24 protein-coding genes and 1 other RNA gene are annotated in these 21,759 nt (G+C 59.7%); 19 read left to right on the top strand and 6 right to left on the bottom strand.

Features of this window, described 5'->3' with window-relative positions; translation table 11 throughout:
* From V6943_RS00355 to yacG, 3 genes are all read left to right on the top strand, one after another.
* Positions 1 to 867: a prepilin peptidase gene (locus V6943_RS00355; RefSeq protein ID WP_340552267.1), complete on the top strand. Its 867-nt coding sequence runs from the start codon at positions 1 to 3 to the stop codon at positions 865 to 867.
* 485 nt (positions 868 to 1,352) lie between these two features.
* The gene (coaE, locus tag V6943_RS00350) at positions 1,353 to 1,961 is read left to right on the top strand and encodes a dephospho-CoA kinase (RefSeq protein WP_340552266.1); all 609 of its coding nucleotides are present in this window, start codon (positions 1,353 to 1,355) and stop codon (positions 1,959 to 1,961) included.
* Positions 1,958 to 2,152, top strand: coding sequence for a DNA gyrase inhibitor YacG (yacG, locus tag V6943_RS00345; RefSeq protein WP_340552265.1), 195 nt, complete (start codon positions 1,958 to 1,960; stop codon positions 2,150 to 2,152). Before coaE ends, yacG begins: the two co-directional genes overlap by 4 nt.
* A 9-nt stretch (positions 2,153 to 2,161) precedes the next feature.
* Here the strand turns inward: yacG and V6943_RS00340 are convergent, their stop codons facing one another.
* Positions 2,162 to 2,854 (bottom strand): energy-coupling factor ABC transporter permease, encoded by a 693-nt coding sequence (locus tag V6943_RS00340; protein ID WP_340552264.1) that lies wholly within the window; start codon positions 2,852 to 2,854, stop codon positions 2,162 to 2,164.
* A 78-nt stretch (positions 2,855 to 2,932) separates the two neighbouring features.
* A complete protein-coding gene (locus V6943_RS00335) occupies positions 2,933 to 3,970 on the bottom strand; it encodes an NADP(H)-dependent aldo-keto reductase (protein WP_340552263.1) in 1,038 nt (345 codons plus the stop codon).
* A 394-nt stretch (positions 3,971 to 4,364) separates the two neighbouring features.
* Between V6943_RS00335 and rplM the strand changes: the two genes are divergently transcribed.
* The 7 genes from rplM to V6943_RS00300 all read left to right on the top strand — a co-directional run bounded on the left by rplM (position 4,365) and on the right by V6943_RS00300 (position 9,208).
* Positions 4,365 to 4,793 (top strand): 50S ribosomal protein L13, encoded by a 429-nt coding sequence (rplM, locus tag V6943_RS00330; RefSeq protein WP_019342644.1) that lies wholly within the window; start codon positions 4,365 to 4,367, stop codon positions 4,791 to 4,793.
* Between the two features lie 14 nt (positions 4,794 to 4,807).
* Entirely contained in the window at positions 4,808 to 5,200 is a 393-nt protein-coding gene (gene rpsI, locus V6943_RS00325; RefSeq protein ID WP_131649936.1) for a 30S ribosomal protein S9, read from the top strand.
* A gap of 262 nt (positions 5,201 to 5,462) precedes the next feature.
* Positions 5,463 to 6,056, top strand: a complete 594-nt coding sequence (gene petA, locus V6943_RS00320) for a ubiquinol-cytochrome c reductase iron-sulfur subunit (protein ID WP_131649937.1) — start codon at positions 5,463 to 5,465, stop codon at positions 6,054 to 6,056.
* Positions 6,056 to 7,267, top strand: a complete 1,212-nt coding sequence (locus V6943_RS00315) for a cytochrome b (RefSeq protein ID WP_131649938.1) — start codon at positions 6,056 to 6,058, stop codon at positions 7,265 to 7,267. Before petA ends, V6943_RS00315 begins: the two co-directional genes overlap by 1 nt.
* Positions 7,267 to 8,076: a cytochrome c1 gene (locus tag V6943_RS00310; RefSeq protein WP_131649939.1), complete on the top strand. Its 810-nt coding sequence runs from the start codon at positions 7,267 to 7,269 to the stop codon at positions 8,074 to 8,076. Before V6943_RS00315 ends, V6943_RS00310 begins: the two co-directional genes overlap by 1 nt.
* 88 nt (positions 8,077 to 8,164) lie before the next feature.
* Positions 8,165 to 8,782: a glutathione S-transferase N-terminal domain-containing protein gene (locus V6943_RS00305; RefSeq protein WP_181100135.1), complete on the top strand. Its 618-nt coding sequence runs from the start codon at positions 8,165 to 8,167 to the stop codon at positions 8,780 to 8,782.
* Positions 8,783 to 8,794: 12 nt separating this feature from the next.
* The gene (locus tag V6943_RS00300; protein WP_131649941.1) at positions 8,795 to 9,208 is read left to right on the top strand and encodes a ClpXP protease specificity-enhancing factor; all 414 of its coding nucleotides are present in this window, start codon (positions 8,795 to 8,797) and stop codon (positions 9,206 to 9,208) included.
* 96 nt (positions 9,209 to 9,304) lie between these two features.
* Here V6943_RS00300 and V6943_RS00295 read toward each other — a convergent pair whose 3' ends face one another.
* From V6943_RS00295 to V6943_RS00280, 4 genes are all read right to left on the bottom strand, one after another.
* The gene (locus V6943_RS00295) at positions 9,305 to 9,883 is read right to left on the bottom strand and encodes a BON domain-containing protein (RefSeq protein WP_131649942.1); all 579 of its coding nucleotides are present in this window, start codon (positions 9,881 to 9,883) and stop codon (positions 9,305 to 9,307) included.
* The gene (locus V6943_RS00290) at positions 9,880 to 10,473 is read right to left on the bottom strand and encodes a phosphoheptose isomerase (protein WP_131649943.1); all 594 of its coding nucleotides are present in this window, start codon (positions 10,471 to 10,473) and stop codon (positions 9,880 to 9,882) included. The genes V6943_RS00295 and V6943_RS00290 overlap by 4 nt, the downstream gene beginning before the upstream one ends.
* 98 nt (positions 10,474 to 10,571) lie before the next feature.
* Complete coding sequence (locus V6943_RS00285) at positions 10,572 to 10,943, bottom strand: YraN family protein (protein WP_340552262.1); 372 nt, start codon at positions 10,941 to 10,943, stop codon at positions 10,572 to 10,574.
* Positions 10,940 to 12,700 carry a penicillin-binding protein activator gene (locus tag V6943_RS00280; RefSeq protein WP_340552261.1) on the bottom strand — a complete coding sequence of 587 codons (1,761 nt, stop codon included), beginning with the start codon at positions 12,698 to 12,700 and terminating at the stop codon, positions 10,940 to 10,942. Before V6943_RS00280 ends, V6943_RS00285 begins: the two co-directional genes overlap by 4 nt.
* 139 nt (positions 12,701 to 12,839) lie before the next feature.
* On the opposite strand from V6943_RS00280, the gene rsmI reads away from it, so the two are divergent.
* From rsmI to mraY, 9 genes are all read left to right on the top strand, one after another.
* Positions 12,840 to 13,694 carry a 16S rRNA (cytidine(1402)-2'-O)-methyltransferase gene (gene rsmI / locus V6943_RS00275; protein WP_340553004.1) on the top strand — a complete coding sequence of 285 codons (855 nt, stop codon included), beginning with the start codon at positions 12,840 to 12,842 and terminating at the stop codon, positions 13,692 to 13,694.
* Between the two features lie 85 nt (positions 13,695 to 13,779).
* An RNA gene (rnpB, locus tag V6943_RS00270) (RNase P RNA component class A) lies at positions 13,780 to 14,139 on the top strand.
* A gap of 295 nt (positions 14,140 to 14,434) precedes the next feature.
* Positions 14,435 to 14,890: a division/cell wall cluster transcriptional repressor MraZ gene (gene mraZ, locus V6943_RS00265; RefSeq protein ID WP_340552260.1), complete on the top strand. Its 456-nt coding sequence runs from the start codon at positions 14,435 to 14,437 to the stop codon at positions 14,888 to 14,890.
* Positions 14,887 to 15,834 (top strand): 16S rRNA (cytosine(1402)-N(4))-methyltransferase RsmH, encoded by a 948-nt coding sequence (gene rsmH / locus V6943_RS00260; RefSeq protein WP_340552259.1) that lies wholly within the window; start codon positions 14,887 to 14,889, stop codon positions 15,832 to 15,834. The genes mraZ and rsmH overlap by 4 nt, the downstream gene beginning before the upstream one ends.
* A gap of 17 nt (positions 15,835 to 15,851) precedes the next feature.
* On the top strand, positions 15,852 to 16,121 hold the full coding sequence (ftsL, locus tag V6943_RS00255) for a cell division protein FtsL (protein ID WP_131650049.1): 270 nt from the start codon (positions 15,852 to 15,854) through the stop codon (positions 16,119 to 16,121).
* Positions 16,118 to 17,845, top strand: a complete 1,728-nt coding sequence (locus V6943_RS00250; RefSeq protein WP_340552258.1) for a peptidoglycan D,D-transpeptidase FtsI family protein — start codon at positions 16,118 to 16,120, stop codon at positions 17,843 to 17,845. Before ftsL ends, V6943_RS00250 begins: the two co-directional genes overlap by 4 nt.
* On the top strand, positions 17,845 to 19,308 hold the full coding sequence (locus V6943_RS00245) for a UDP-N-acetylmuramoyl-L-alanyl-D-glutamate--2,6-diaminopimelate ligase (RefSeq protein ID WP_340552257.1): 1,464 nt from the start codon (positions 17,845 to 17,847) through the stop codon (positions 19,306 to 19,308). The genes V6943_RS00250 and V6943_RS00245 overlap by 1 nt, the downstream gene beginning before the upstream one ends.
* On the top strand, positions 19,301 to 20,677 hold the full coding sequence (locus V6943_RS00240) for a UDP-N-acetylmuramoyl-tripeptide--D-alanyl-D-alanine ligase (protein WP_340552256.1): 1,377 nt from the start codon (positions 19,301 to 19,303) through the stop codon (positions 20,675 to 20,677). The genes V6943_RS00245 and V6943_RS00240 overlap by 8 nt, the downstream gene beginning before the upstream one ends.
* Entirely contained in the window at positions 20,677 to 21,759 is a 1,083-nt protein-coding gene (gene mraY, locus V6943_RS00235) for a phospho-N-acetylmuramoyl-pentapeptide-transferase (protein ID WP_131649951.1), read from the top strand. The genes V6943_RS00240 and mraY overlap by 1 nt, the downstream gene beginning before the upstream one ends.

Here is a 21,759-nt window from a genome sequence, read left to right as displayed (position 1 = left end):
ATGAACATAGTTAGTTTTCTGGCCAGCAATACGCTGGCCTTTGTTTTCTGCGTTTTTGTGCTTGGTCTGCTGATCGGCAGTTTTCTCAACGTGGTGATACATCGCTTGCCGATCATGATGCAGCGCGACTGGCGATCCCAGGCGCGTGAGTTTCTCGAGTTGCCTGGCGAGCCTGCCACGACGTTCAATCTGGTTCTCCCTCATTCCCATTGCCCGCATTGCGAACACGAAATTCGGCCGTGGGAGAACATCCCATTGGTGAGTTGGCTAGCGCTGCGTGGCAAGTGTTCGTCATGCAAGGCGCCGATCAGCAAGCGCTACCCGTTGGTCGAGTTGGTGTGCGGGTTGCTCTCGGGCTATGTCGCCTGGCATTTCGGGTTTACCTGGCAGGCCGGGGCGATGTTGCTGCTGACCTGGGGGCTGCTGGCGATGAGCATGATCGATGTCGATCACAAGCTGCTGCCTGACTCCATCGTGCTGCCCCTGCTTTGGCTGGGGTTACTCGTCAATCTGTTCGGCCTGTTCGCTACGCTGCCTGATGCGGTCTGGGGGGCGGTTGCCGGCTATCTCAGCCTTTGGTCCGTGTACTGGTTGTTCAAGCTGGTGACCGGCAAGGAGGGCATGGGCTATGGAGACTTCAAGTTGCTGGCGATGCTCGGCGCCTGGGGTGGCTGGCAGGTATTGCCGTTGACTATTCTTTTGTCTTCTGTAGTGGGTGCGGTGCTCGGAACGATCATGCTGCGTGCGCAGAAAGCCGATAGCGGCACGGCCATTCCTTTTGGACCCTATCTGGCGATCGCTGGCTGGATCGCTCTGCTTTGGGGCGATCGGATTACGTCGAGCTATTTGCAGTTTGCGGGGTTCTGAAGATCCGGTCGTACTTGTCGGAAAGGCAAGCCGGAGGCAGTCTAGGCTATGTGCCCATGCGGGGCGTGGGTCAGAGCAAATGCAAAAGCTTCGCCCGAGGGCGGGCCTCCTACAAAAGCAGTGCGTGGGCCCATTGGGTAGGGCGACCTCGCCGCGAATGCGGATCAGAAGCCAGCTAAAGCCAAAAGATTCATCCTGTGAGGTGTTTCTACAAAAGCAGCAGGTGCACACTGAACTCGGTGGGAGGCGCGCCCTCGCGGCGAATGCGGACCATAAGCCCACCTCAAGGACAAAAGCTTCGCCCCGAGGGCGGGCCTCCGACGAAAGCAGCGCGTGTGCACTGAGTTCAGTTGCAGTCGTGGCCTGCGGCGGAAGCAAGAAGCCCGTATTGGTCGCGGATTTACTCACCCGCTGCCCCAACTATTGCATCCACGCTGATCAGACGGTACTACTGCGCGTCGTTTTTCCGGTCTGGACGGTGCGTGATGAAGCCATGGGTGCTTGGTTTGACTGGCGGTATCGGCAGCGGCAAAAGCGCTGTGGTGGAAGCGTTCGGGCAGCTCGGGGTGCACTGGGTGGACGCCGATCATGCCGCGCGCTGGGTGGTGGAGCCTGGCAAGCCGGCGTTGAGTTTGATCGCAGAGCGCTTCGGCGAGGCAGTTCTTGCATCTGATGGCAGTTTGGATCGTGCGGCGCTGCGTGAGCGGATATTCCAGGACCCGGCTCAGCGCAAATGGCTCGAGGAGTTACTTCACCCGCTGATTCGCCAGGAAGTCGCTGGGCACCTCGCCCGGGCAACCTCTCCCTACGCCATCATGGTGTCGCCACTGCTGGTGGAGTCCGGCCAGTATCGTCAAGTTGACCGCGTGCTGGTTGTCGATGTGCCCGAAGCGGTGCAGGTCGAGCGTGCCGTCCGGCGAGATCTGTCCAGCGAAGCGCAGATCCAAGCCATCATCAAGGCCCAGGCCAGCCGCGCGGAGCGTCTGCGTCATGCCGACGATGTGCTGGTCAACGATCGTGATCTGGCTTGGCTGAAAGCCGGGGTGGAACGGTTGCACAATTTCTATATGACGTTGCGAGGAGGTCAGGAATGAGCACTACGGTTGAATGTCCTACCTGTGGCGCGCCGGTCGAGTGGAGCGTAAAGAGCCCGAGTCGTCCGTTCTGTTCCGAGCGCTGCAAGCTGATCGATCTGGGTGCCTGGGCGTCGGAAGAGCATGCGATTCCGGGCAATGAGCTCGAGGATGATCTTTTTTCCGGTGACGTGCCGCCTCGTCAGCATTGAGTCTGCGGCTCACGCCTGCTTGTTGCCGTCGTCTTTCCAGGGAGCCTGCAGATAGCGGCTGCGGTTGAAGGTTTCCATCCAGTCTGGATAGAAGACGACCAGAGCGCTGACGACGGTTCCGTTGATGAATGCCTCGGGAAACATCACCAGCCAGATATAGCCGGCAAAGTCTTCCAGCCAGGGAGGCATTGGATAGCGACCATCGATCAGCAGGATTCCCAGTCCGGCCAGAATGCACAAAAGTGCCGCCAGTCCGGCGGCAAAGAATCCAGAAAAGAAAATGTAGACGAAAAGATTTCGCGGCTGGGTGCGTTCCACGGCAATGGCGCAGAGCTCCGTCACCGTAACCGGTATCAGCACTAACAGCACGCCATTCAGGCCGAGCGCTGCCAGCTGTTGATGGCCCGTCACGGTCAGCCCAAGCTGGGCAATGAAGGCGGCAAGGATTGCCAGTGGCCAATCCAGCAAGAGTGTTACGGCTGTCAGTCCGATGAAGTGGAAGGACAACCCAGAGTCGAAGTCTCGACGAACCAGCCACAGCAGAAATATTGCCAGAACGGCGCCGAACACTAGATGCTGGCGCCGGGTATCGCTGAACAGTTCCACCCAGGGCGCTCGCGCGCAGGCCCAGAACAGCCCGGCGGTATAAAGCAGCCAGCCCAGAAAAAGGCTGAATGGTGCGAGCAGTTCGGCGGCAATCATGTTCGGACTCTTCGCTTGTTCGGGCTGGGTTTGGCGATCGTGGCGATACCAATATTCTGGCTGTTTTTTGTGTGTTCCTCAGGGCGCGGGATTGGGTTGTTCGGTGTGAATCGCCTCTATGCCTTCAAGCACCTCGGCTGGCAGGCGCAATTCGGCGCTGGCGAGATTGCTTTCCAGCTGGTCGAGTGACGTGGCGCCGATGATATTGCTAGTGACGAAAGGCTGCTGCGTGACATAGGCCAGCGCCATCTGGGTCGGGTCCAGGCCATGTTCGCGAGCAAGTGCCACATATCGAGAGCAGGCGGCTTGCGACTGTGGATTGGTATAGCGCGCAAAACGGCTGAACATCGTGATCCGCGCTCCGGCCGGTCGAGCGCCTTGTTCGTATTTGCCGCTGAGCATGCCAAAAGCCAGGGGCGAATAGGCCAGCAGCCCGCACTGTTCGCGAATGGCTATTTCGGCCAGGCCGACCTCGAAGGTGCGATTGAGCAGGTTGTAGGGGTTCTGGATCGAAACGGCGCGCGTCCAGCCTCTGGCTTCGGCGAGCTGCAGGAATTTCATAGTGCCCCAGGGTGTTTCGTTTGACAGACCGACGTGGCGGATCTTTCCGGCCTTTACCTGCTCGTCCAGGGCTTCGAGCGTTTCCTCGATGGGCGTGAAATCCTGCTCCTGATGGCGGTAACCGAGTTGGCCGAAGAAATTGGTGCTGCGTTCTGGCCAATGCAATTGGTACAGGTCGATCCAATCCGTCTGCAGGCGCTGAAGGCTTGCATCGAGGGCCGCAACGATGTGCTGCCTGTTCATCTTCAGTTGGCCGTCACGGATGTGACTGATTCCATTGCCGGGTCCGGCGATCTTGCTGGCCAGGATCCAGTCGGCACGATTTCCGCGAGCCTTGAAGTAGTTGCCTATGTAGCGCTCTGTGGAGGCATACGTTTCCGCTCGCGGCGGCACTGGATACATTTCAGCGGTATCGAGGAAGTTGATGCCTGCGGCTCTGGCGCGATCCAGCTGAGCGAACGCTTGATCCTGATCGTTCTGTTCGCCCCAGGTCATGCTGCCCAGGCACAGCGCGCTGACATTCAATTCGGTGCGGCCAAGTTGGCGCAGTTCCATGCGGAGTCCTTTGGTCTGTTAGGTTCGTGAATCGGATTATGGGGTCGGCCGATAAGTTTCGTTCTGAGCCACGAGCCGAGTCGGTTCGTGCTGATGCGCGATTATGCCTCGGTGAGTGACGGGGCGGGCACGGCGGGTGATGATTCGCCTACTAACATGCTTGCTATTTTGCGCGTAATCCGGATAATTCCGCAGCCTGTCGCCGGGGATGCCTAGCCCGCTGACGCAAAAACCAAGGTAGGGGATGCCTAGCCTGCCGAACACTGCCGTAGCGGACGCGCTGACCCGAGCCCCCGATAGCGTCTGTTTCCGGCTGTCCTGGCCTTGCCAGGGCGAGCACCATTCAGTAAGATTCGCCGTCTTATTTTCAGGGCGGCCCCTGAGGCTATAACGAATGAAGACTTTTACTGCTAAACCGGAAACCGTCAAGCGCGACTGGTTCGTCGTCGACGCTGCCGGCCAGACCCTGGGTCGTCTGGCAACCGAAATCGCTAGCCGCCTGCGTGGCAAGCACAAGGCGGAATACACCCCTCACGTCGATACCGGTGACTACATCGTTGTTATCAATGCTGAGCAAGTGCGTGTTACCGGTGCGAAAACCACCGACAAGATGTACTACTCTCACTCCGGCTTCCCGGGTGGCATCAAATCGATCAACTTCGAGAAGCTGATCGCCAAGGCGCCAGAGCGTGTGATCGAGACCGCGGTCAAAGGCATGCTGCCTAAGAACCCGCTGGGTCGCGACATGTATCGTAAGCTGAAGGTGTACAAGGGTGCCAATCATCCGCACACCGCTCAGCAGCCCCAAGAACTGAAGATTTAACGGAATAGTTCATTATGTCGGCGACTCAAAATTACGGCACTGGCCGTCGCAAGACTGCAACCGCGCGCGTGTTCCTGCGCCCGGGCACTGGCAAGATTTCCATCAACAACCGTGAGCTGGACAACTTCTTCGGGCGCGAAACTGCTCGGATGGTGGTTCGTCAGCCGCTGGAACTGACCGAAACCGTCGAGAAGTTCGATATCTACGTTACCGTTCTTGGCGGTGGCGTAAGTGGTCAAGCTGGCGCCATCCGTCACGGCATTACTCGTGCGCTGATGGATTACGACGAAACACTGCGTCCTGCTCTGCGCAAAGCTGGCTTCGTTACTCGCGATGCTCGCGAAGTTGAACGTAAGAAAGTCGGTCTGCGTAAAGCGCGTAAGCGTCCGCAATACTCGAAGCGCTAATCCGCTTCACCAAAAACGCCCAGCTTCATACGAAGCTGGGCGTTTTTTTATGGGCTGATTTTCACCTATGCGACAGCGTGTCGCGTTTAGGAAGTCCCGACTTTCGGGGCCTGGCGGCTAGTTGTGTCTGGTTATTACCTTGTCATGCAAGGGGCTTTTCTTTACCATTTGGCGAATTTTTTCGCGGCCTAGTTTTACGGTAGACGCACGTAGTAGACGCCTGCTTTCGGTAGGCCATAAGAAACTGATGGGAGACGACTGAATGAGCAATGACGGCGTGAATGCTGGCCGGCGTCGCTTCCTCGTAGCCGCTACTTCGGTAGTAGGTGCTGCAGGAGCGGTGGGTGCCGCGGTCCCGTTCGTGGGATCGTGGTTCCCGAGTGCCAAAGCCAAGGCAGCCGGTGCACCGGTTAAGGTAAATATCAGCAAGATCGAGCCAGGTCAGCAGATGGTTGCCGAATGGCGCGGTCAGCCGGTGTTCATCGTGCGTCGTACCGAGGAGGCGTTGGCCAATCTGGGCAAACTCACCGATACGGTCGCCGATCCGAATTCCGAAGCTTCGGAACAGCCGACCTATGTTGATCCTGCGGTTCGCTCAATCAAGCCGGAAGTACTGATTGTGGTCGGACTATGCACGCACCTCGGTTGTTCCCCGTCCTTCCGTCCGGAAGTTGCGGCGCCTGATCTGGGTGCCGATTGGCTCGGTGGCTATTTCTGCCCGTGCCATGGTTCGAAATATGACATGGCTGGCCGCGTCTACAAGGGCCAGCCTGCGCCCTTGAACCTGCCGGTTCCCCCTCACACTTACGAGACGGACTCTTTGGTCGTCATCGGCGTGGATCAGGAGAGCGCGTGATGAGCAAGTTCATGGAATGGGTCGATGCGCGCTTCCCCGCGACCAAGATGTGGGAAGACCACCTGAGCAAGTACTATGCACCGAAGAACTTCAACGTTCTGTACTTCTTCGGTTCCTTGGCGTTGCTGGTTCTGGTCAACCAGATTCTCACCGGCATCTGGCTGACGATGAGCTTCGAGCCGTCCGCCGAAGGTGCATTCGCATCCGTCGAATACATCATGCGGGACGTGGAATACGGCTGGATCATCCGGTACCTCCACTCCACCGGCGCATCGGCGTTCTTCGTCGTCGTCTATCTGCACATGTTCCGCGGCATCCTCTACGGCTCCTACCAGAAGCCGCGCGAGCTGGTGTGGATCTTCGGCATGATGATCTATCTGGCGCTGATGGCCGAGGCTTTCATGGGCTACCTGCTGCCTTGGGGCCAAATGTCCTACTGGGGTGCCCAGGTGATCATTTCGCTGTTCGGTGCGATTCCTGTCATCGGTGCTGACCTGACCCAGTGGATTCGCGGTGACTACCTGATCTCCGGCATCACGTTGAACCGCTTCTTCGCGCTGCACGTCATCGCGCTGCCGATCGTGATCCTTGGCCTGGTGGTTCTGCACATTCTGGCACTGCACGAAGTGGGTTCGAACAACCCGATGGGTGTGGATATCAAGAAGACCAAGGACGAGGCTGGCGTGCCGCTCGATGGCATTCCGTTCCATCCTTACTACACGGTCAAGGATATCGTCGGTGTGGTGGTGTTCCTGTTCGTGTTCTGCGCCATCGTGTTCTTCTTCCCTGAAATGGGTGGCTATTTCATCGAGAAGCCGAACTTCGAAGTGGCGAACGCCTTCAAGACGCCCGAGCACATCGCGCCTGTCTGGTACTTCACGCCTTACTACGCGATCCTGCGCGCCGTTCCGGACAAGCTGCTGGGCGTAATCGCCATGGGTGCCGCGATCGCTGTGCTGTTCGTGCTGCCATGGCTGGATCGTAGCCCAGTCAAGTCCATGCGCTACAAGGGCTGGATGAGCAAGGTAGCTCTCGTGCTGTTCTGTATTTCCTTCGTCATCCTCGGCGTGCTTGGCGTGCTGTCTCCTACTCCTGAGCGCACATTGGTATCTCGGATCTGTACTGCTATCTACTTCGGTTACTTCATCCTGATGCCGTTCTACACCAAGCTCGAGAAGACCAAAGTAGTTCCGCAAAGGGTGGCTGGCTGATGAAAAAGCAATTTGCTGCATTGATTCTTGCACTGGTGCCGGCATTTGGTTTCGCCGCTGGTGGCGGCGTTCACCTCGATGAAGTCGATATCGATCTGACTGACAAGGTAGCGCTGCAGGACGGCCTGAAAACCTTTACCAACTACTGCATGGGTTGTCATAGCGCGCAGTACCAGCGCTATGAGCGTGTTGCGACAGATCTGGGTATTCCAGAAGAAGTCATGCTCGACAATATCGTCTTCACTGACGCCAAGATTGGCGATCACATGAAAATCGGTATGAAGCCGGATGATGCCAAGGGCTGGTTCGGCGCGGCTCCTCCGGATCTGACGCTGGTGGCGCGAGTGCGTGGCAATGACTGGTTGTACTCGTACATGCGCAGTTTCTACGAAGACCCGGCGCGCCCGTATGGCGTCAACAATACGGTCTTCCCTAACGTGGGCATGCCGCACGTCCTGGCGCCGCTGCAAGGCCGTCAGGTCCTGCCGAGCAAGTTGCCGGAAGGGGAGTCGGTTGCCTGCAAGCAGGTCCAGGTTGTCGAGGATGGCCGCAAGCAGTTTGATCCGCTGACGGGTACGCCGATCACGCATGAAGACTGCAACGCAATGACGGTTGTGCCGGGCACCGGTGAGCTGACCGAAGCGGAGTACGACGAGAAGATCAAGAATCTGGTGACCTTCCTGGCCTACTCGGCCAACCCGGTCAAGCTGGAAAGCCAGCGCATCGGTACGTACGTGCTGCTGTTCCTGGCGGTCTTCTTCGTATTCGCCTATCTGCTCAAGCGAGAATACTGGAAAGACGTCCACTGATCGTTCGCTGTTATGCGGTACCCTGCGCGCGCCCTTTTGGGCGCGCGTTTTTTTCTGCTGGCCATAAATTTCAATGAGGAGGGACCCCATGGCCGTGACCAACCGGTTGGCCTGCTATTCCGATCCCGCCGATCATTATTCGCATCGGGTGCGCTATGTGCTTGCCGAAAAAGGTGTCGACGCCGAGATAATCGACGTCGATCCGGTGCGTTGTCCTGTCAGGCTGACAGAAGTGAATCCATACGCCAGCGTGCCTACGTTGGTGGATCGTGATCTGGCTTTGTATGAGCCAGGCGTAATCACGGAGTACTTGGAGGAGCGCTATCCGCATCCGCCGTTGCTTCCGGTGTATCCCGTGGCAAGGGCCAATACCCGGCTGCTGGCGCATAGAGTTCAAAGGGACTGGTGTGCTCTGGTGGACCGAATCCTCGATCGCCGAACCACAGAGGCGGTTCGGGTGCAGGCTCGTAAGGAGCTGCGCGAGAGCCTTACAGGCGTATCGCCCGTATTCGCCGAAAAGCCCTATTTCATGAGTGAAGAGTTCAGTCTGGTGGATTGCTGTCTGTTGCCTATCCTGTGGCGTTTGCCCAAACTCGGTATCGAGTTGCCCCGGGCTGCAAAGCCGCTGCTCGATTACATGGAAACCAATTTCGCTCGCGAGGCCTTCCAGGTCAGTCTATCCGCCGTTGAGCGCGGCATGCGCTAAGAGAGGCTGCATATGACTTCAAGTCGTCCCTATCTGGTTCGGGCGTTGTATGAGTGGATCGTGGATAACGATTGCACTCCACATCTGCTGGTCAATTCCGACTATCCGGGTGTTCAGGTGCCTGATGGCTTTGCCAGCGATGGCCAGATCGTGCTGAATGTTGCACCCAGTGCGGTTCGTGGCCTGCAGATGAGCAACCAGACGATTACGTTCGAAGGCCGATTTGGTGGCGTTCCGCATAGTCTGCATGTCCCTTCCGCGGCGGTCATGGCGATCTATGCGCGGGAAAACGGGCAGGGAATGGTATTCGAGATTGAGCCGACGCCGCCGGATGACGATGCGCCCACCGATGATGCCTCGGTTGGAGCAGGCGCACCATCACGCCCGGCCTCTGCGGGCCGTCCTAGTTTGAAGGTCGTTAAGTAAGCAGCTGCAAGCTCCAAGCGGCAAGCCTGAAGCAAGAGCGAAAGAGCACCCAGCTGGCGGAGCTATGGCGCCGCTCATGCTGGCTTGGAGCTGCCTTCAGTCGATATATTCGAACAGTTTGACGATGCGTTGTACGCCGGAGACGCCCTGCACCACGTTTGTGGCACGGTTGCCTTCCTGACGAGTGACGAGCCCCAGCAGATAGACAATGCCGTTCTCGGTGATGACTTTTATGCGCGAGCCGGGAACGTTCTCGTCCGTGAGCATTTGCGCCTTGATCTTGGTCGTCAACCAAGAGTCATTGCTGCGGGCCAGTGCCGATGAGGGCTGCAGTACCTGAAGCTCGTTGTGTACTCGTTTGACGCGCTGTACCGAACTGGCGGCCTGTTCGGCCATTTGCTTCAGCTCTTCCCGTGGCGTCTGGCCGGCCAGCAGCACCACTCCGTTGTAGCTGGCAACGACGATATGCGACGCTTTGTCCAGATCGGCATGAGCCTTAGCGATATTCACGGCTGCTTTTGTTTCGATTAGGGAATCATCGATCTTGCTGCCGATCGTGCGGGTTCCACGGTTGTCGTTGATGGGATCATCGCGCGTGGCGGTGAGAACTGAGCTGCAGCCGGTTACGGCCAAGGTCAGTGCAAGCGTGAATACAGGCAGTCGAACCGATTTCATTCTTCGCTCCCGAACAGTTGGTTGTCGATCAGATCGCACAGACAGTGGATAGCGAGCAGGTGAACTTCCTGGATGCGCGCGGTCACTTTCGCCGGAACGCGAATCTCGACGTCCTCTGGCAGCAGCAGCGACGCCATTCCTCCGCCGTCGCGTCCGGTGAGCGCGACGACAACCATTTCGCGATCGTGCGCAGCCTGGATCGCCTGGATGACGTTCGCGGAGTTGCCGCTGGTGGAGATCGCCAGCAGCACGTCGCCCGGCTGACCCAGTGCGCGGATCTGCTTCGAGAAAACTTCGTTATAGCTGTAGTCATTGGCGATGGAGGTCAGCGTTGAGCTGTCGGTCGTCAGGGCTATCGCAGGCAGGCTGGGGCGCTCCCGCTCGAAGCGGTTCAGCAGCTCTGATGAGAAATGCTGCGCATCGCCCGCCGATCCACCGTTGCCGCAAGTCAGGATCTTGCCTTCACTGAGCAGCGTGTTGACCATTACCTGTCCGGCCTGCTCGATACTAGGGGCGAGCACCTCCATGGCGTTCTGCTTGGTTTCGATGCTGGCCTGGAAGAGCTGACGTATACGGGATTGCATGTCCATCGGATTTTAACCTTCAGGTGACGGGCTGGGCTGCTTGGGCCGCGCCGTAAGGAAATTGGTCAGATGCGGTTTTGGCGGTACGCGGCGGAGCGCTCTGATCAACTGTCGAACGCATTTCGGATCCAGTTGGGCTTTTCCGAGGCGTCAGCTGTCGCCCCTATGGCGACCACGTCAAAGCGGCATGGGTGCCTCGCCCAGCGGGGCTCCTTCTGCAGAAACAGCTGAGCTGCCTTGATCAGCTTCTGCTGTTTACGCAAGTCGACGCTTTCGAGAGCGCCACCCCATGCAGCGTGGCGTCTGTAGCGAACCTCGACGAATACTACTGTATCGCCATCGAGCATGACCAGATCAAGCTCGCCGCTGCGGCATGTCCAGTTTCGACAAAGCAGGCGCAGTCCGTGAAGTTGCAGGTGGCGCTGTGCGAACTCTTCGGCGAGCTGTCCGCTGATCTGTTTGCTGGTTGCGCTCAATAGGGAGTGTCCGCGAGCGGTTGGACTTCACCATCGTGGAATTCGGCCCACGGTAGGCGTCGCTCGATTCGCTGCTCGGGGGTGATGCTGAGCGTGCCGGACAGGCCGTCGAGCTGTGTTTCCGGCAACGCTAGCAGTTGGTTCAGGCGCGGTGCGAGCAGATAGGCGTCGGCACCCATGGCGTATAGCCTGCCCAGGCTTCCCCGCGCTTGTGGCCATTTGCGTTCGATTTCCTGGCGAAGGGGCAGCTGGGGATTCAGCAGCCAGGGTGTTTCGGTGAACCGGATACCTTCGAGATCGAGGTATTGGGTGCGATTATCGGTTGCGGCGTGCAGATGAGAGGTCGCGTATACGGGCAGATCTCCGGCATATTGGAATATCAGGGTGGGCTTGACCTGCTGCGCCTGCTGCGGTGTTGCTGCAAGGAACAGGAAGTCGACATCCTGGCGGCGCGATGGCTGTGATGCAGCACCGCTGCTGCGTACCTGCAGCAGGTCGGCAATTTGATTGGCCAGTTCGACGGGTTCGGCCAGCGGCGCGGCAGCAACTACGGTTCCGCCTTGTTCCTGCCACTCCTGGCGAAACGCCTCATAGACGCGATTGCCCCAGTCGCCCCGCGGCGTCAAAGCTATTGCACGGCGATGCCCATCGGCCCAGGCGCGGCGCGCAACCTCGCGCGCTTCGTCCTCTGCAGCGAGGCCGAACTGAAACAGCTGAGGCGGCGCCTTCTGGTTCGCGTCGCTGTAATTGAGAGCAAGGGTGGTTATCGGCAGCTGCCCGCGGTCGGCCAGCTGGTGCACCATCTTCTTGTCCAGCGGGCCAATGACCAGCTGGACCCCCGACGCCTCTGCCTGTCGGTAGAAGTCATCGAGCGAAGATAGGCGGGAGCTGTCGAACAGCTCGATTTTCAAATCTTGCTGTGCTTCCAGATGCGCGGCGAGAAAACCGTCACGCAGTGCACGCGCTACGCTAGCCAGCGGGCCATCCATGGGGAGCAGTAACGCTACGTGGGTCAGCGGTTTGTCTGCCAGCTCTCGGAGTTTTACCAGCGACTCGGGCAGGCGTCGTGCGGCGGGATGGCTGGGGTTCTGCTGCACCCAGGCGTCGATCGCCCGCTGCTGCTGACTTATGGTTCCGGCCTGTTTTACCGTCGCGGCAAGCGCTAACCAGCCGGAAAGATCCACGTCTGCGGTCGGTTGCAGCTGGTCTGCCGGCAGGCTCGATACCAGCGACCAGATCGCTTCATGATTCCGCTCCGCTGCTTCGCCGCTTAGGAGTGGTGCGATGAAAGTGCGCTCGCGCGCCGCGTCGAGGGGCTGATCGTTGGCTTCAAATGCTTGCGCGCGCGCCAGTTGGGTGCGCAGCTGCTGATCTACCGGCAGCTCCGCGAGGCGTCGGAATGCGGGATGTTGCAAGGCTTGAAGGGCGCGCTGTGGCTCTCCGTCCGCTATTGCCAGCTCCGCCTCCAGGGTTTTGGCAAACATCTGCTGAGCCGGCATCAACTGCTCGATATCGATTTGTTCGAGTATCTGCCGAGCCTGCGCCTGGTTGCCTTGCTGGATGCTCTGGTCGGCAGCCGATAAACGCAACAGTGCAGCTTCGGCCGGGTCGCTTGCATCGGCTTCCTTCAGCAATTGTTGTGTCGACGCCTGCGGAGTGCGCGGCAGCTCGCCCAGGGTAGAGGACGGCGAGCTGGCGCAGGCCGAAAGCACGGCGGCAATGCATAAGAAGAGAAACGGGCGAAAGCGAGCCATCATGTGATCATTCCTGGAGGCGCTGCGAGTGTCGGCAGATTGTACCCAAGGGTTGCAGGGGCTGCGATGTCGTGACCGCTAAACGGGCTACAATGCGCGTTTTTCCGTGATTGAGGTACGCCCTGTGACTGCGCCAGATGATGTGAATTCCGCTGCAGGCACGCTCTATGTCGTCGCCACGCCTATCGGGAATCTTGAAGATATCAGTGCTCGGGCGTTACGCGTGCTGAACGAGGTGGCCCTGATCGCGGCAGAAGACACACGTCACTCGGCTCGTCTGTTGCAGCACTTCGGTATCTCCACTCCATTGGCAGCGTGTCATGAGCATAACGAACGGGACGAAGGTGGTCGCTTCATCAAGCGGCTTCTGGCTGGTGAGAATGTGGCGCTGATTTCCGATGCCGGCACGCCGTTGATCTCCGATCCCGGCTATCACCTCGTCAGACAGGCGCGTGCGGTCGGTATAAGAGTTGTTCCGCTGCCCGGCGCTTGTGCACTTGTTGCAGCGCTTTCCGCTGCGGGTTTGCCATCCGACCGTTTCATCTTCGAAGGTTTTCTGCCGGCAAAGCAGGTCGCGCGTCGTACTCGTCTTGAGCTTCTGAGAGAGGAGCCGCGGACGCTGATCTTCTATGAGGCGCCACATCGTATTCTCGATTCCCTGACCGACATGGAGGAAGTGTTCGGTCCAGAGCGGCCTGCTGTTTTGGGGCGTGAGCTGACCAAGACATTCGAGACGCTGAAAGGATTGCCGTTGGCTGAATTGCGCGTCTGGGTGGCGTCCGATAGCAATCAACAGCGTGGCGAATGCGTGCTGGTGGTGGGCGGCTGGCAGGCGCCACAAGGCGAAGAGGCGATCGATGCGAATGCGCTTCGTGTGCTGCGTTTGTTGTTGGCGGAGTTGCCTGTGAAGCGTGCGGCAGCCGTGGCCGCCGAAATAACCGGTGCCAGAAAGAACGTGCTTTACCAGCTTGCGTTGCAAGAAAAGAGTTCGGAATAGAACCGCCTTCATGCTCGCAGGCGTCCCGGTCGGCGAGATTTGTCAGCTTGCAGGCTGGGGACGTGCACAGTACCCTAGCGCCCGGAGAGTCGATCGGACAGTCGCTGTCTCTTTTTGTTCCGGCAAAAAGGGAGGGAGGAAAGTCCGGGCTCCATAGGGCGAAGTGCCAGGTAACGCCTGGGAGGCGTGAGCCTACGGAAAGTGCCACAGAAAATAACCGCCTAAGCGCTTCGGCGCCGGTAAGGGTGAAAAGGTGCGGTAAGAGCGCACCGCGCGGCTGGCAACAGTCCGTGGCTAGGTAAACCCCACTTGGAGCAAGACCAAATAGGGATCCATTGGCGTGGCCCGCGCTGGATCCGGGTAGGTTGCTAGAGGCAGTCAGCGATGGCTGTCGTAGAGGAATGACTGTCCTCGACAGAACCCGGCTTACAGATCGACTCTCCGACTTCTTCCCCCGTAATACCCCTTCTTGTTAGTCCAAAATATTATTGCTCTTAACAAAGTACTTTAACTTTGTGGGGCAGCCTTTTGATTTGCCTGTAAAAGATCGTCTTGCAAGTTTATCGCTTTACCGTTCATTCCCCTCTCGTTCGCTAAATTGCCGTTCCGTAAGGCTTTTTCCGCTCAGGCTCACCTTGACGGTGGGGCTGCTGCATTTCTATAGTGCGCACGAGTGGTAAAAAGTGGAGTGAAGTGGGTAATTATGGATACGGATAGCTAAATTCAGAGGAAGCGCAGCCGTGTTTCGCGGAGCAAATGCCATCAGTCTCGATGCCAAAGGGCGGCTAGCTATGCCCAGCCGGTATCGCGACGAGCTCGTTTCGCGCTGCGAGGGCCAGTTGATCATCACTATCGACGCCGTGGACCGCTGCCTCTGCATTTATCCACTTCCAGAATGGGAGCAAATCGAAGCCAAGCTCCGCGAGTTGCCATCGCTGCATGAGGAAAGTCGCCGGTTGCAGCGTTTGCTTATCGGTAACGCAGTGGACCTGGAATTGGACGGCAGCGGGCGTGTGCTGGTGCCGCCACGCCTGCGTGAATACGCCGGCCTAGACAAGCGGGCCATGCTGGTCGGTCAGCTCAACAAGTTCAGCCTATGGAACGAGGACGACTGGAACGCGCAAGCAGATGCGGATCTGGCGGCCATTAAACAACCCGGCGCGTTGCCGGAAGCATTGCGTGATCTAATCCTGTGACCCAGACCAGCAGCTATAACCATGTCACCGTGTTGCTCGACGAGGCCGTTGCGGCGCTCGCTGTGCGCCCGGATGGCCGCTATCTGGACGGCACCTTTGGGCGCGGAGGCCATAGCCGCCTTCTTTTGCGGCAGCTTGGGCCTGAGGGTTGCTTGCTAGGATTCGACAAAGACCCGCTAGCAATCGCTACGGGGCAAGCATTGGCGGCCGAGGATGGCCGCTTTGTCGTTGTGCAGAGAAGTTTCGCCGAGCTCGGGGCCGAAGTCGCGCAGCGCGGCTGGACCGGTACGTTGAGCGGAGTGCTGCTGGACCTCGGCGTGTCCTCGCCACAGCTGGACGATCCGGAGCGCGGCTTCAGTTTCCTCAACGATGGCCCTCTCGACATGCGCATGGATCCCAGTCGCGGAGTCAGTGCTGCGGATTGGATCGCCACGGCCAGCGAAGAAGATATCGCTCGGGTACTCAAGGAGTACGGCGAAGAACGTTTTGCCAAACGCATGGCGCGCGCCGTCGTGCAACGGCGAGCCGAGCGCCCGTTCGAGCGTACGGCCGATCTCGCTCAGGTGCTGACCGTTGCCAACCCCGCCTGGGAAAAAGGCAAGAATCCGGCGACTCGCGCCTTTCAGGGGCTGCGCATCTTTATCAACAATGAGCTCGGTGATCTGGAGGCCGGGCTCGAGGCTGCTCTCGAGGCGCTCGATGTCGGTGGCCGGCTGGTGGTGATCAGCTTTCATTCACTTGAAGACCGCATCGTCAAACAATTCATGCGCCGCCACGCCAAGGGCGAAGCCGACAACCTGCCCCGCGACCTGCCGATCATTCCTGAGAAGTTCGTGCCACGCTTGAAGCTGTTGGGCAAGCCGCAGTACGCATCCGCCGAAGAGGTCAAAGCCAACCCCCGGTCACGCAGTGCCGTGATGCGCGTTGCGGAGAAGCTGCGGTGAATACGCTACGACGCGCCATGCCCAACGGCAGCCTGATGATGCTGGTGCTGTTCATTACCGTGCTCTTGTCGGCGATCGCGGTTGCCTATAGCGCGCACTGGAACCGCCAACTGCTCAACGAGCTGTATGGCGAACTCAGCGTACGCGACAAGGCGCAGGCCGAGTGGGGTCGCTTGATACTGGAACAGAGCACCTGGACGGCGCATAGCCGTATCGAGACGCTGGCGACCGAGCAGTTGAAGATGCTCATCCCGGAAGCGGCTGATGTCAGGCTGGTGGCTCAATGAAGCTCCAAGGCGCGCTGTATCCGTGGCGCTTTCGTATCGTCCTGGCGTTGCTGGCCCTGATGGTTGGCGCCCTTGCGTGGCGTATCGTCGATTTGCAGGTGATCGATCAGAGCTTTCTGCAGAACCAGGGTGACGCTCGCAGTGTGCGGCACATTCCTATCCCGGCGCATCGCGGCTTGATTACAGATCGCCACGGCGAACCTTTGGCAGTCAGCACGCCGGTCACGACGCTTTGGGGTAATCCGCGTGAGCTTCAGGCTGCGCAGGCGCGTTGGCCAGAACTGGCGCAAGCGCTAGGTCAAGAACCGGTCGCGCTTCAGCAGCGCCTCAAGGAGCAAGCCGAGCGCGAATTCATCTACCTGGTGCGTGGGCTGACACCCGAACAGGGCCAGCGTGTACTGGATCTCGGCATTCCGGGCGTGTATGCCCAGGAGGAGTTCCGTCGCTTCTATCCCGCCGGCGAGGTTGCCGCGCATGTGGTTGGCTTCACGGATATTGATGATCGTGGCCGGGAAGGCCTGGAGCTGGCATATGACGAGTGGCTGGCCGGCGTTCCCGGCAAGCGTCAGGTGCTCAAGGACCGCCGTGGCCGGTTGATCAAGGATGTGCAGGTAGTTAAGAACGCCAAGCCCGGCAAGGCGCTGGCGTTGTCCATCGATCTACGCTTGCAATATCTGGCTCATAGCGAGCTGCGCAAAGTGGTGCAGGAGCACGGTGCCAAAGCTGCCAGTCTGGTGATGGTCGATGTGCAAACCGGCGAAGTCCTCGCCATGGCCAACCAGCCTACCTACAACCCCAACAATCGCCGCAATCTGCAGCCATCGGCAATGCGCAATCGTGCGTTGATCGACGTGTTCGAGCCTGGTTCGACGGTCAAGCCCTTCAGTATTGCCGCAGCGCTCGGCACAGGTAAGTACCAGCCGGAGTCGGTAGTCAACACCTTGCCGGGCTGGATGCGTATCGGCCGATACACCATCCGCGACGTTTCCCGCGGGGGCATGCTCAACCTGACCGGCATTCTGATGAAGTCCAGCAACGTCGGAATCAGCAAGATCGCGTTGGATATCGGTCCGGAGCCAGTGCACACCATCATGCAGCAGGCAGGGTTCGGTCAGGCCACCGGTCTCGGTTTTCCAGGCGAGCGCGTCGGCAACCTTCCCAATCACCGCAAATGGCGAGATGCGGAGACTGCTTCGCTCGCGTACGGCTACGGCTTGTCGGTGACGGCGGCGCAGCTCGCTCATGCCTACGCCGTACTCGGTAACGAAGGCAACAACGTACCCATGTCGTTGCTGCGTCTGGACCAGCCGCAGGAAGGCGTGCAAGTCATCGACAAGACGATTTCCACCACAGTGTTGCGGATGTTGCAGTCCGTGGTCGAGGAAGAGGGCGGCGGTGGCACCCGCGCCAAGGTCCCGGGTTACCACGTGGCCGGTAAGAGCGGCACGGCGAAAAAAGTATCCGGAACCGGCGGCTATACCAAGGACGCCTATCGTTCGTTCTTCGCCGGAGTGGCACCGGTTTCCAATCCGCGTATTGCGGTCGTGGTCGTGGTCGACGAGCCCAGCGAGGGCGGCTATTACGGCGGGCTGGTCGCCGCACCGGTGTTCGGCAAAGTAGCGGCTCGCGCGTTGCGATTGATGAACGTTGCGCCAGACAACCTACCGCCACCCGCAGATGTTCAAACCGCCGAGGCGGCCAAGGTCAAGGGAGGACGGATCTGATGCCGATGCCGTTGAATCAGTTGCTGCCTCAGGCCGACAGCGCCACCTTGATTCGTGAGCTGACCCTCGACAGCCGCAAGGTGCGACCGGGCGACCTGTTTCTGGCTGTGCCTGGTTACCAGCAAGACGGTCGCGTGCATATTGCCGATGCCGTTTCCCGCGGCGCGGCGGCGGTGGCCTACGAAGCCGAAGGCGCGGTCGAAATGACTGCCGCAAGTGCCGTGCTGGTTCCCGTGCGTCATCTGGCGGAGCAATTGTCGGCGATAGCCGGACGGTTCTACGGCGAGCCGAGCCGCAGTCTGCACTTGGTTGGCGTTACCGGAACCAACGGCAAAACCAGCGTCACTTATCTGGTCGCTCAGGCCCTGGATCGCCTGGGCGAGCGTTGCGGCATCATCGGCACCTTGGGCACCGGTTTCCATGGCGAGCTGATACTCGGCCAGCACACGACGCCCGATGCCATTGGTGTGCAAGCCAACCTGGCAAATCTTCGCAAGCAGGGCGCGCGGGCCGTTGCGATGGAAGTGTCGTCTCATGGACTGGATCAGGGACGGGTTGCCGCGCTGGCGTTCGATGTGGCGGTGTTCACCAATCTTTCGCGCGATCATCTGGACTACCACGGCTCCATGGAAGCCTACGGTGAGGTCAAGGCTCGGTTGTTCAAGATGCCGGAGCTCAGCTGCCGCGTAATCAATCTGGATGATGCGTTCGGGCGCGTTCTTGCTGCTGAAAAAGGTGAATCGCGGCTGATCACCTACAGCCTGGACGATGCCTCCGCATACCTCTACTGCCCAGAGGCACGGCTGGACGACAACGGAATACATGCGCGCCTCATCACCCCGCAGGGTGAACGCTCGCTACGCAGCCCCTTGCTTGGCCGTTTCAACGTCAGCAATGTGCTCGCGGCGATCGGCGCGCTGCTGGGGATGAACTATCCGCTGGATGAAATCCTCGCCGTACTGCCGGAGATCGACGGTCCTGCTGGGCGTATGCAGCGTCTGGGTGGTGGCGAGCGTCCGCTGGTCGTAGTTGATTACGCCCATACGCCTGACGCGCTAGAAAAGGTTCTCAGCGCACTGCGTCCGCATACTCGTGGGAGGTTGTTGTGCCTGTTCGGCTGCGGTGGCGACCGCGACCGAGGCAAGCGTGCACTGATGGCGCAGGTCGCTGAGCGCCTGGCGGACAGCGTCGTGGTGACCGATGACAATCCACGAAATGAAGATCCGCTGCAGATTCTCGATGAGATTCGCGCTGGCTTCGGCGCGCCCGAGCGGGCCGCCTTCGTGCCGGGTCGTGCCGACGCCATCGTCCGCTGCATCGCCGATAGCCATGTCGATGACGTAGTGCTGCTGGCCGGCAAGGGCCATGAGGATTATCAGGAGATCAAAGGAGAGCGCCTGCCGTTCTCCGATCTCGACCAGGCATCGATCGCCCTGGCTGCCTGGAGGGGTGCCGATGCTTGAAGCCATTCGCCTGAGTGATCTTGTCGAGTCGCTGTCCGCCAGGCTGGTGAATGCCGATGTGGCGTTCAGTTCGGTCAGCTCTGACAGTCGTGCCATCGAGCCAGGACAGTTGTTCGTGGCGCTGACCGGTCCCCGCTTCGACGGTCATGCCTATCTGGCCGAGGTCGCTGCCAAGGGAGCCGTTGCCGCCCTGGTCGAGCGGCACGTGGAAGATGTTTCGCTGCCGCAATTGGTGGTGGCCGACAGCCGCATCGCGCTGGGTCAGCTGGGTGCGCTGAACCGTGCCGCCTTTACCGGGCCGGTCGCGGCAATTACCGGCTCCAGTGGCAAAACCAGCGTAAAGGAGCTGCTCGCCAGCATCCTGCGCGCCGCCTTTGGCGCCGATGCGGTACTGGCCACGCGCGGCAATCTCAACAACGATCTTGGCGCTCCGCTCACGCTGTTGGAGTTGTCCCCTCAGCATAAGGCTGCGGTGATCGAACTGGGCGCTTCACGTCTCGGAGAAATTGCCTACACCGTCAGCCTGACGCAGCCGGATGTCAGTCTTATTACCAATGCCGGAACCGCCCATGTCGGCGAGTTTGGCGGGCCTGAGAAAATTGTCGTAGCCAAAGGCGAGATTCTCGACGGGCTCGGCGTGAATGGCATCGCTGTGCTCAATCGCGACGACCGCGCCTATGCCACGTGGCAGCAGCGGGTGGCCGGAAAATCGGTGCTCAGCTTCGCAATACAAAGCCCTCTGGCGGACTTTCATCCCTCATCGATCGCTTATGACCAACGCGGTTGCCCGAACTTCGTCTTGAACGGCCCGTCCGGGTCCGCTCGTGTCCAGCTCAATCTGCTCGGTCGACACAGCGTGGCCAATGCGCTCGCCGCCGCGGCCGCCGCGCACGCGCTGGGTGTCGCGTGCGAACATATCGTCGCGGGCCTTGAAAGCCTGCAGCCGGTCAAGGGGCGGGGTGTTGCGCAAATGCTCGGCAATGGTGTTCGTCTGATCGACGATACCTACAACGCGAACCCAGCCTCCATCTGCGCAGCCACCGACGTGCTGGCCGGCTTCGCCGGGCGTACCGTGCTGACGCTGGGTGACATGGGCGAGCTGGGCGATTGGGCCGAACAAGGCCATCGCGAGGTGGGCAGTTACGCCGCCGGCAAAGTGGATGCCCTGTTCGCGGTCGGACCGCTGATGAAGCATGCGGTCGATGCCTTCGGAGCCGGCGGTCGTCATTTCGCCGATCAGCAGAGCCTGATCGAGGCGTTGCGCCTGGAGCAGGGCAACGCCACAACAATATTGATCAAGGGATCACGGAGCGCCGCGATGGATAAGGTCGTCGCCGCGCTTTCTGCGTCCGGCATGGAGAAACATTGATGCTGCTGCTACTCGCCGAGTATCTGCAACGCTTCCACACGGGCTTCGCGGTCTTCCAGTACCTGTCTCTGCGCGGAATCCTCGGCGTGCTTACCGCGCTGGTGCTTTCGCTGTGGATGGGGCCCTGGCTGATCCGCACCCTGCAGCTGCGCCAGATCGGCCAGGCCGTTCGTACCGATGGGCCGCAGACGCATCTGTCTAAATCCGGTACCCCGACCATGGGTGGCGCCTTGATTCTCAGCGCCATCGCCATCAGTACGCTGCTCTGGGCGGACCTGTCCAACCGCTACGTCTGGGTGGTGCTGGCCGTCACGTTGTTGTTCGGGGCGGTGGGTTGGGTCGACGACTATCGCAAGGTCATCGAGAAGAACTCGCGGGGCCTGCCGAGCCGTTGGAAGTACTTCTGGCAATCGGTGTTCGGACTCGGCGCGGCGATCTTCCTTTATATGACCGCTCAGACGCCGGTCGAAACCACGCTGATCCTGCCGCTGCTGAAAAACATCGAAATTCCGCTCGGGATCGGCTTTGTGGTGCTGACCTATTTCGTCATCGTCGGCTCGAGCAACGCGGTCAACCTCACCGACGGCCTGGATGGTCTGGCGATCATGCCGACCGTGATGGTCGGCGGCGCGCTGGGCATCTTCTGCTACCTCTCGGGTAACGTGAACTTTGCCCAGTACCTATTGATTCCCTATATCCCCGGCGCAGGCGAACTGATCGTGTTCTGCGGTGCGCTGATCGGTGCCGGGCTCGGCTTTCTTTGGTTCAACACCTACCCGGCGCAAGTCTTCATGGGTGACGTCGGTGCCCTGGCCCTCGGCGCGGCGCTGGGCACCATCGCCGTGATCGTTCGCCAAGAAGTCGTGCTGTTCATCATGGGTGGCGTGTTCGTGATGGAGACCCTGTCGGTGATGATCCAGGTCGCCTCGTTCAAGCTGACCGGCAAGCGGGTCTTCCGCATGGCACCGATTCACCACCATTTCGAACTCAAGGGCTGGCCCGAGCCTCGGGTCATCGTGCGCTTCTGGATCATTACGGTGATTCTGGTGCTGGTCGGTCTCGCCACCCTGAAACTGAGGTAA

Origin of the sequence: Pseudomonas sp. CBC3, assembly GCF_037967085.1 — a bacterium.
Taxonomy (GTDB): Bacteria; Pseudomonadota; Gammaproteobacteria; order Pseudomonadales; family Pseudomonadaceae; genus Stutzerimonas.
This window is presented reverse-complemented; position numbering and strand designations above follow the sequence as displayed.

Bases quoted from the DNA above. Each gene is read 5' to 3' on its own strand.
- coaE (WP_340552266.1), top strand. From the start codon at position 1,353: ATGAAGCCATGGGTGCTTGGTTTGACTGGCGGTATCGGCAGCGGCAAA.
- V6943_RS00310 (WP_131649939.1), top strand. From the start codon at position 7,267: ATGAAAAAGCAATTTGCTGCATTGATTCTTGCACTGGTGCCGGCATTT.
- V6943_RS00290 (WP_131649943.1), bottom strand. From the start codon at position 10,473: ATGGACATGCAATCCCGTATACGTCAGCTCTTCCAGGCCAGCATCGAA.
- V6943_RS00335 (WP_340552263.1), bottom strand. From the start codon at position 3,970: ATGGAACTGCGCCAACTTGGCCGCACCGAATTGAATGTCAGCGCGCTG.
- mraY (WP_131649951.1), top strand. From the start codon at position 20,677: ATGCTGCTGCTACTCGCCGAGTATCTGCAACGCTTCCACACGGGCTTC.
- rpsI (WP_131649936.1), top strand. From the start codon at position 4,808: ATGTCGGCGACTCAAAATTACGGCACTGGCCGTCGCAAGACTGCAACC.
- V6943_RS00280 (WP_340552261.1), bottom strand. From the start codon at position 12,700: ATGATGGCTCGCTTTCGCCCGTTTCTCTTCTTATGCATTGCCGCCGTG.
- V6943_RS00295 (WP_131649942.1), bottom strand. From the start codon at position 9,883: ATGAAATCGGTTCGACTGCCTGTATTCACGCTTGCACTGACCTTGGCC.
- V6943_RS00245 (WP_340552257.1), top strand. From the start codon at position 17,845: ATGCCGATGCCGTTGAATCAGTTGCTGCCTCAGGCCGACAGCGCCACC.
- V6943_RS00355 (WP_340552267.1), top strand. From the start codon at position 1: ATGAACATAGTTAGTTTTCTGGCCAGCAATACGCTGGCCTTTGTTTTC.
- V6943_RS00340 (WP_340552264.1), bottom strand. From the start codon at position 2,854: ATGATTGCCGCCGAACTGCTCGCACCATTCAGCCTTTTTCTGGGCTGG.
- yacG (WP_340552265.1), top strand. From the start codon at position 1,958: ATGAGCACTACGGTTGAATGTCCTACCTGTGGCGCGCCGGTCGAGTGG.
- ftsL (WP_131650049.1), top strand. From the start codon at position 15,852: ATGCCCAACGGCAGCCTGATGATGCTGGTGCTGTTCATTACCGTGCTC.
- V6943_RS00300 (WP_131649941.1), top strand. From the start codon at position 8,795: ATGACTTCAAGTCGTCCCTATCTGGTTCGGGCGTTGTATGAGTGGATC.
- V6943_RS00240 (WP_340552256.1), top strand. From the start codon at position 19,301: ATGCTTGAAGCCATTCGCCTGAGTGATCTTGTCGAGTCGCTGTCCGCC.
- petA (WP_131649937.1), top strand. From the start codon at position 5,463: ATGAGCAATGACGGCGTGAATGCTGGCCGGCGTCGCTTCCTCGTAGCC.
- rplM (WP_019342644.1), top strand. From the start codon at position 4,365: ATGAAGACTTTTACTGCTAAACCGGAAACCGTCAAGCGCGACTGGTTC.
- V6943_RS00315 (WP_131649938.1), top strand. From the start codon at position 6,056: ATGAGCAAGTTCATGGAATGGGTCGATGCGCGCTTCCCCGCGACCAAG.
- V6943_RS00305 (WP_181100135.1), top strand. From the start codon at position 8,165: ATGGCCGTGACCAACCGGTTGGCCTGCTATTCCGATCCCGCCGATCAT.
- V6943_RS00250 (WP_340552258.1), top strand. From the start codon at position 16,118: ATGAAGCTCCAAGGCGCGCTGTATCCGTGGCGCTTTCGTATCGTCCTG.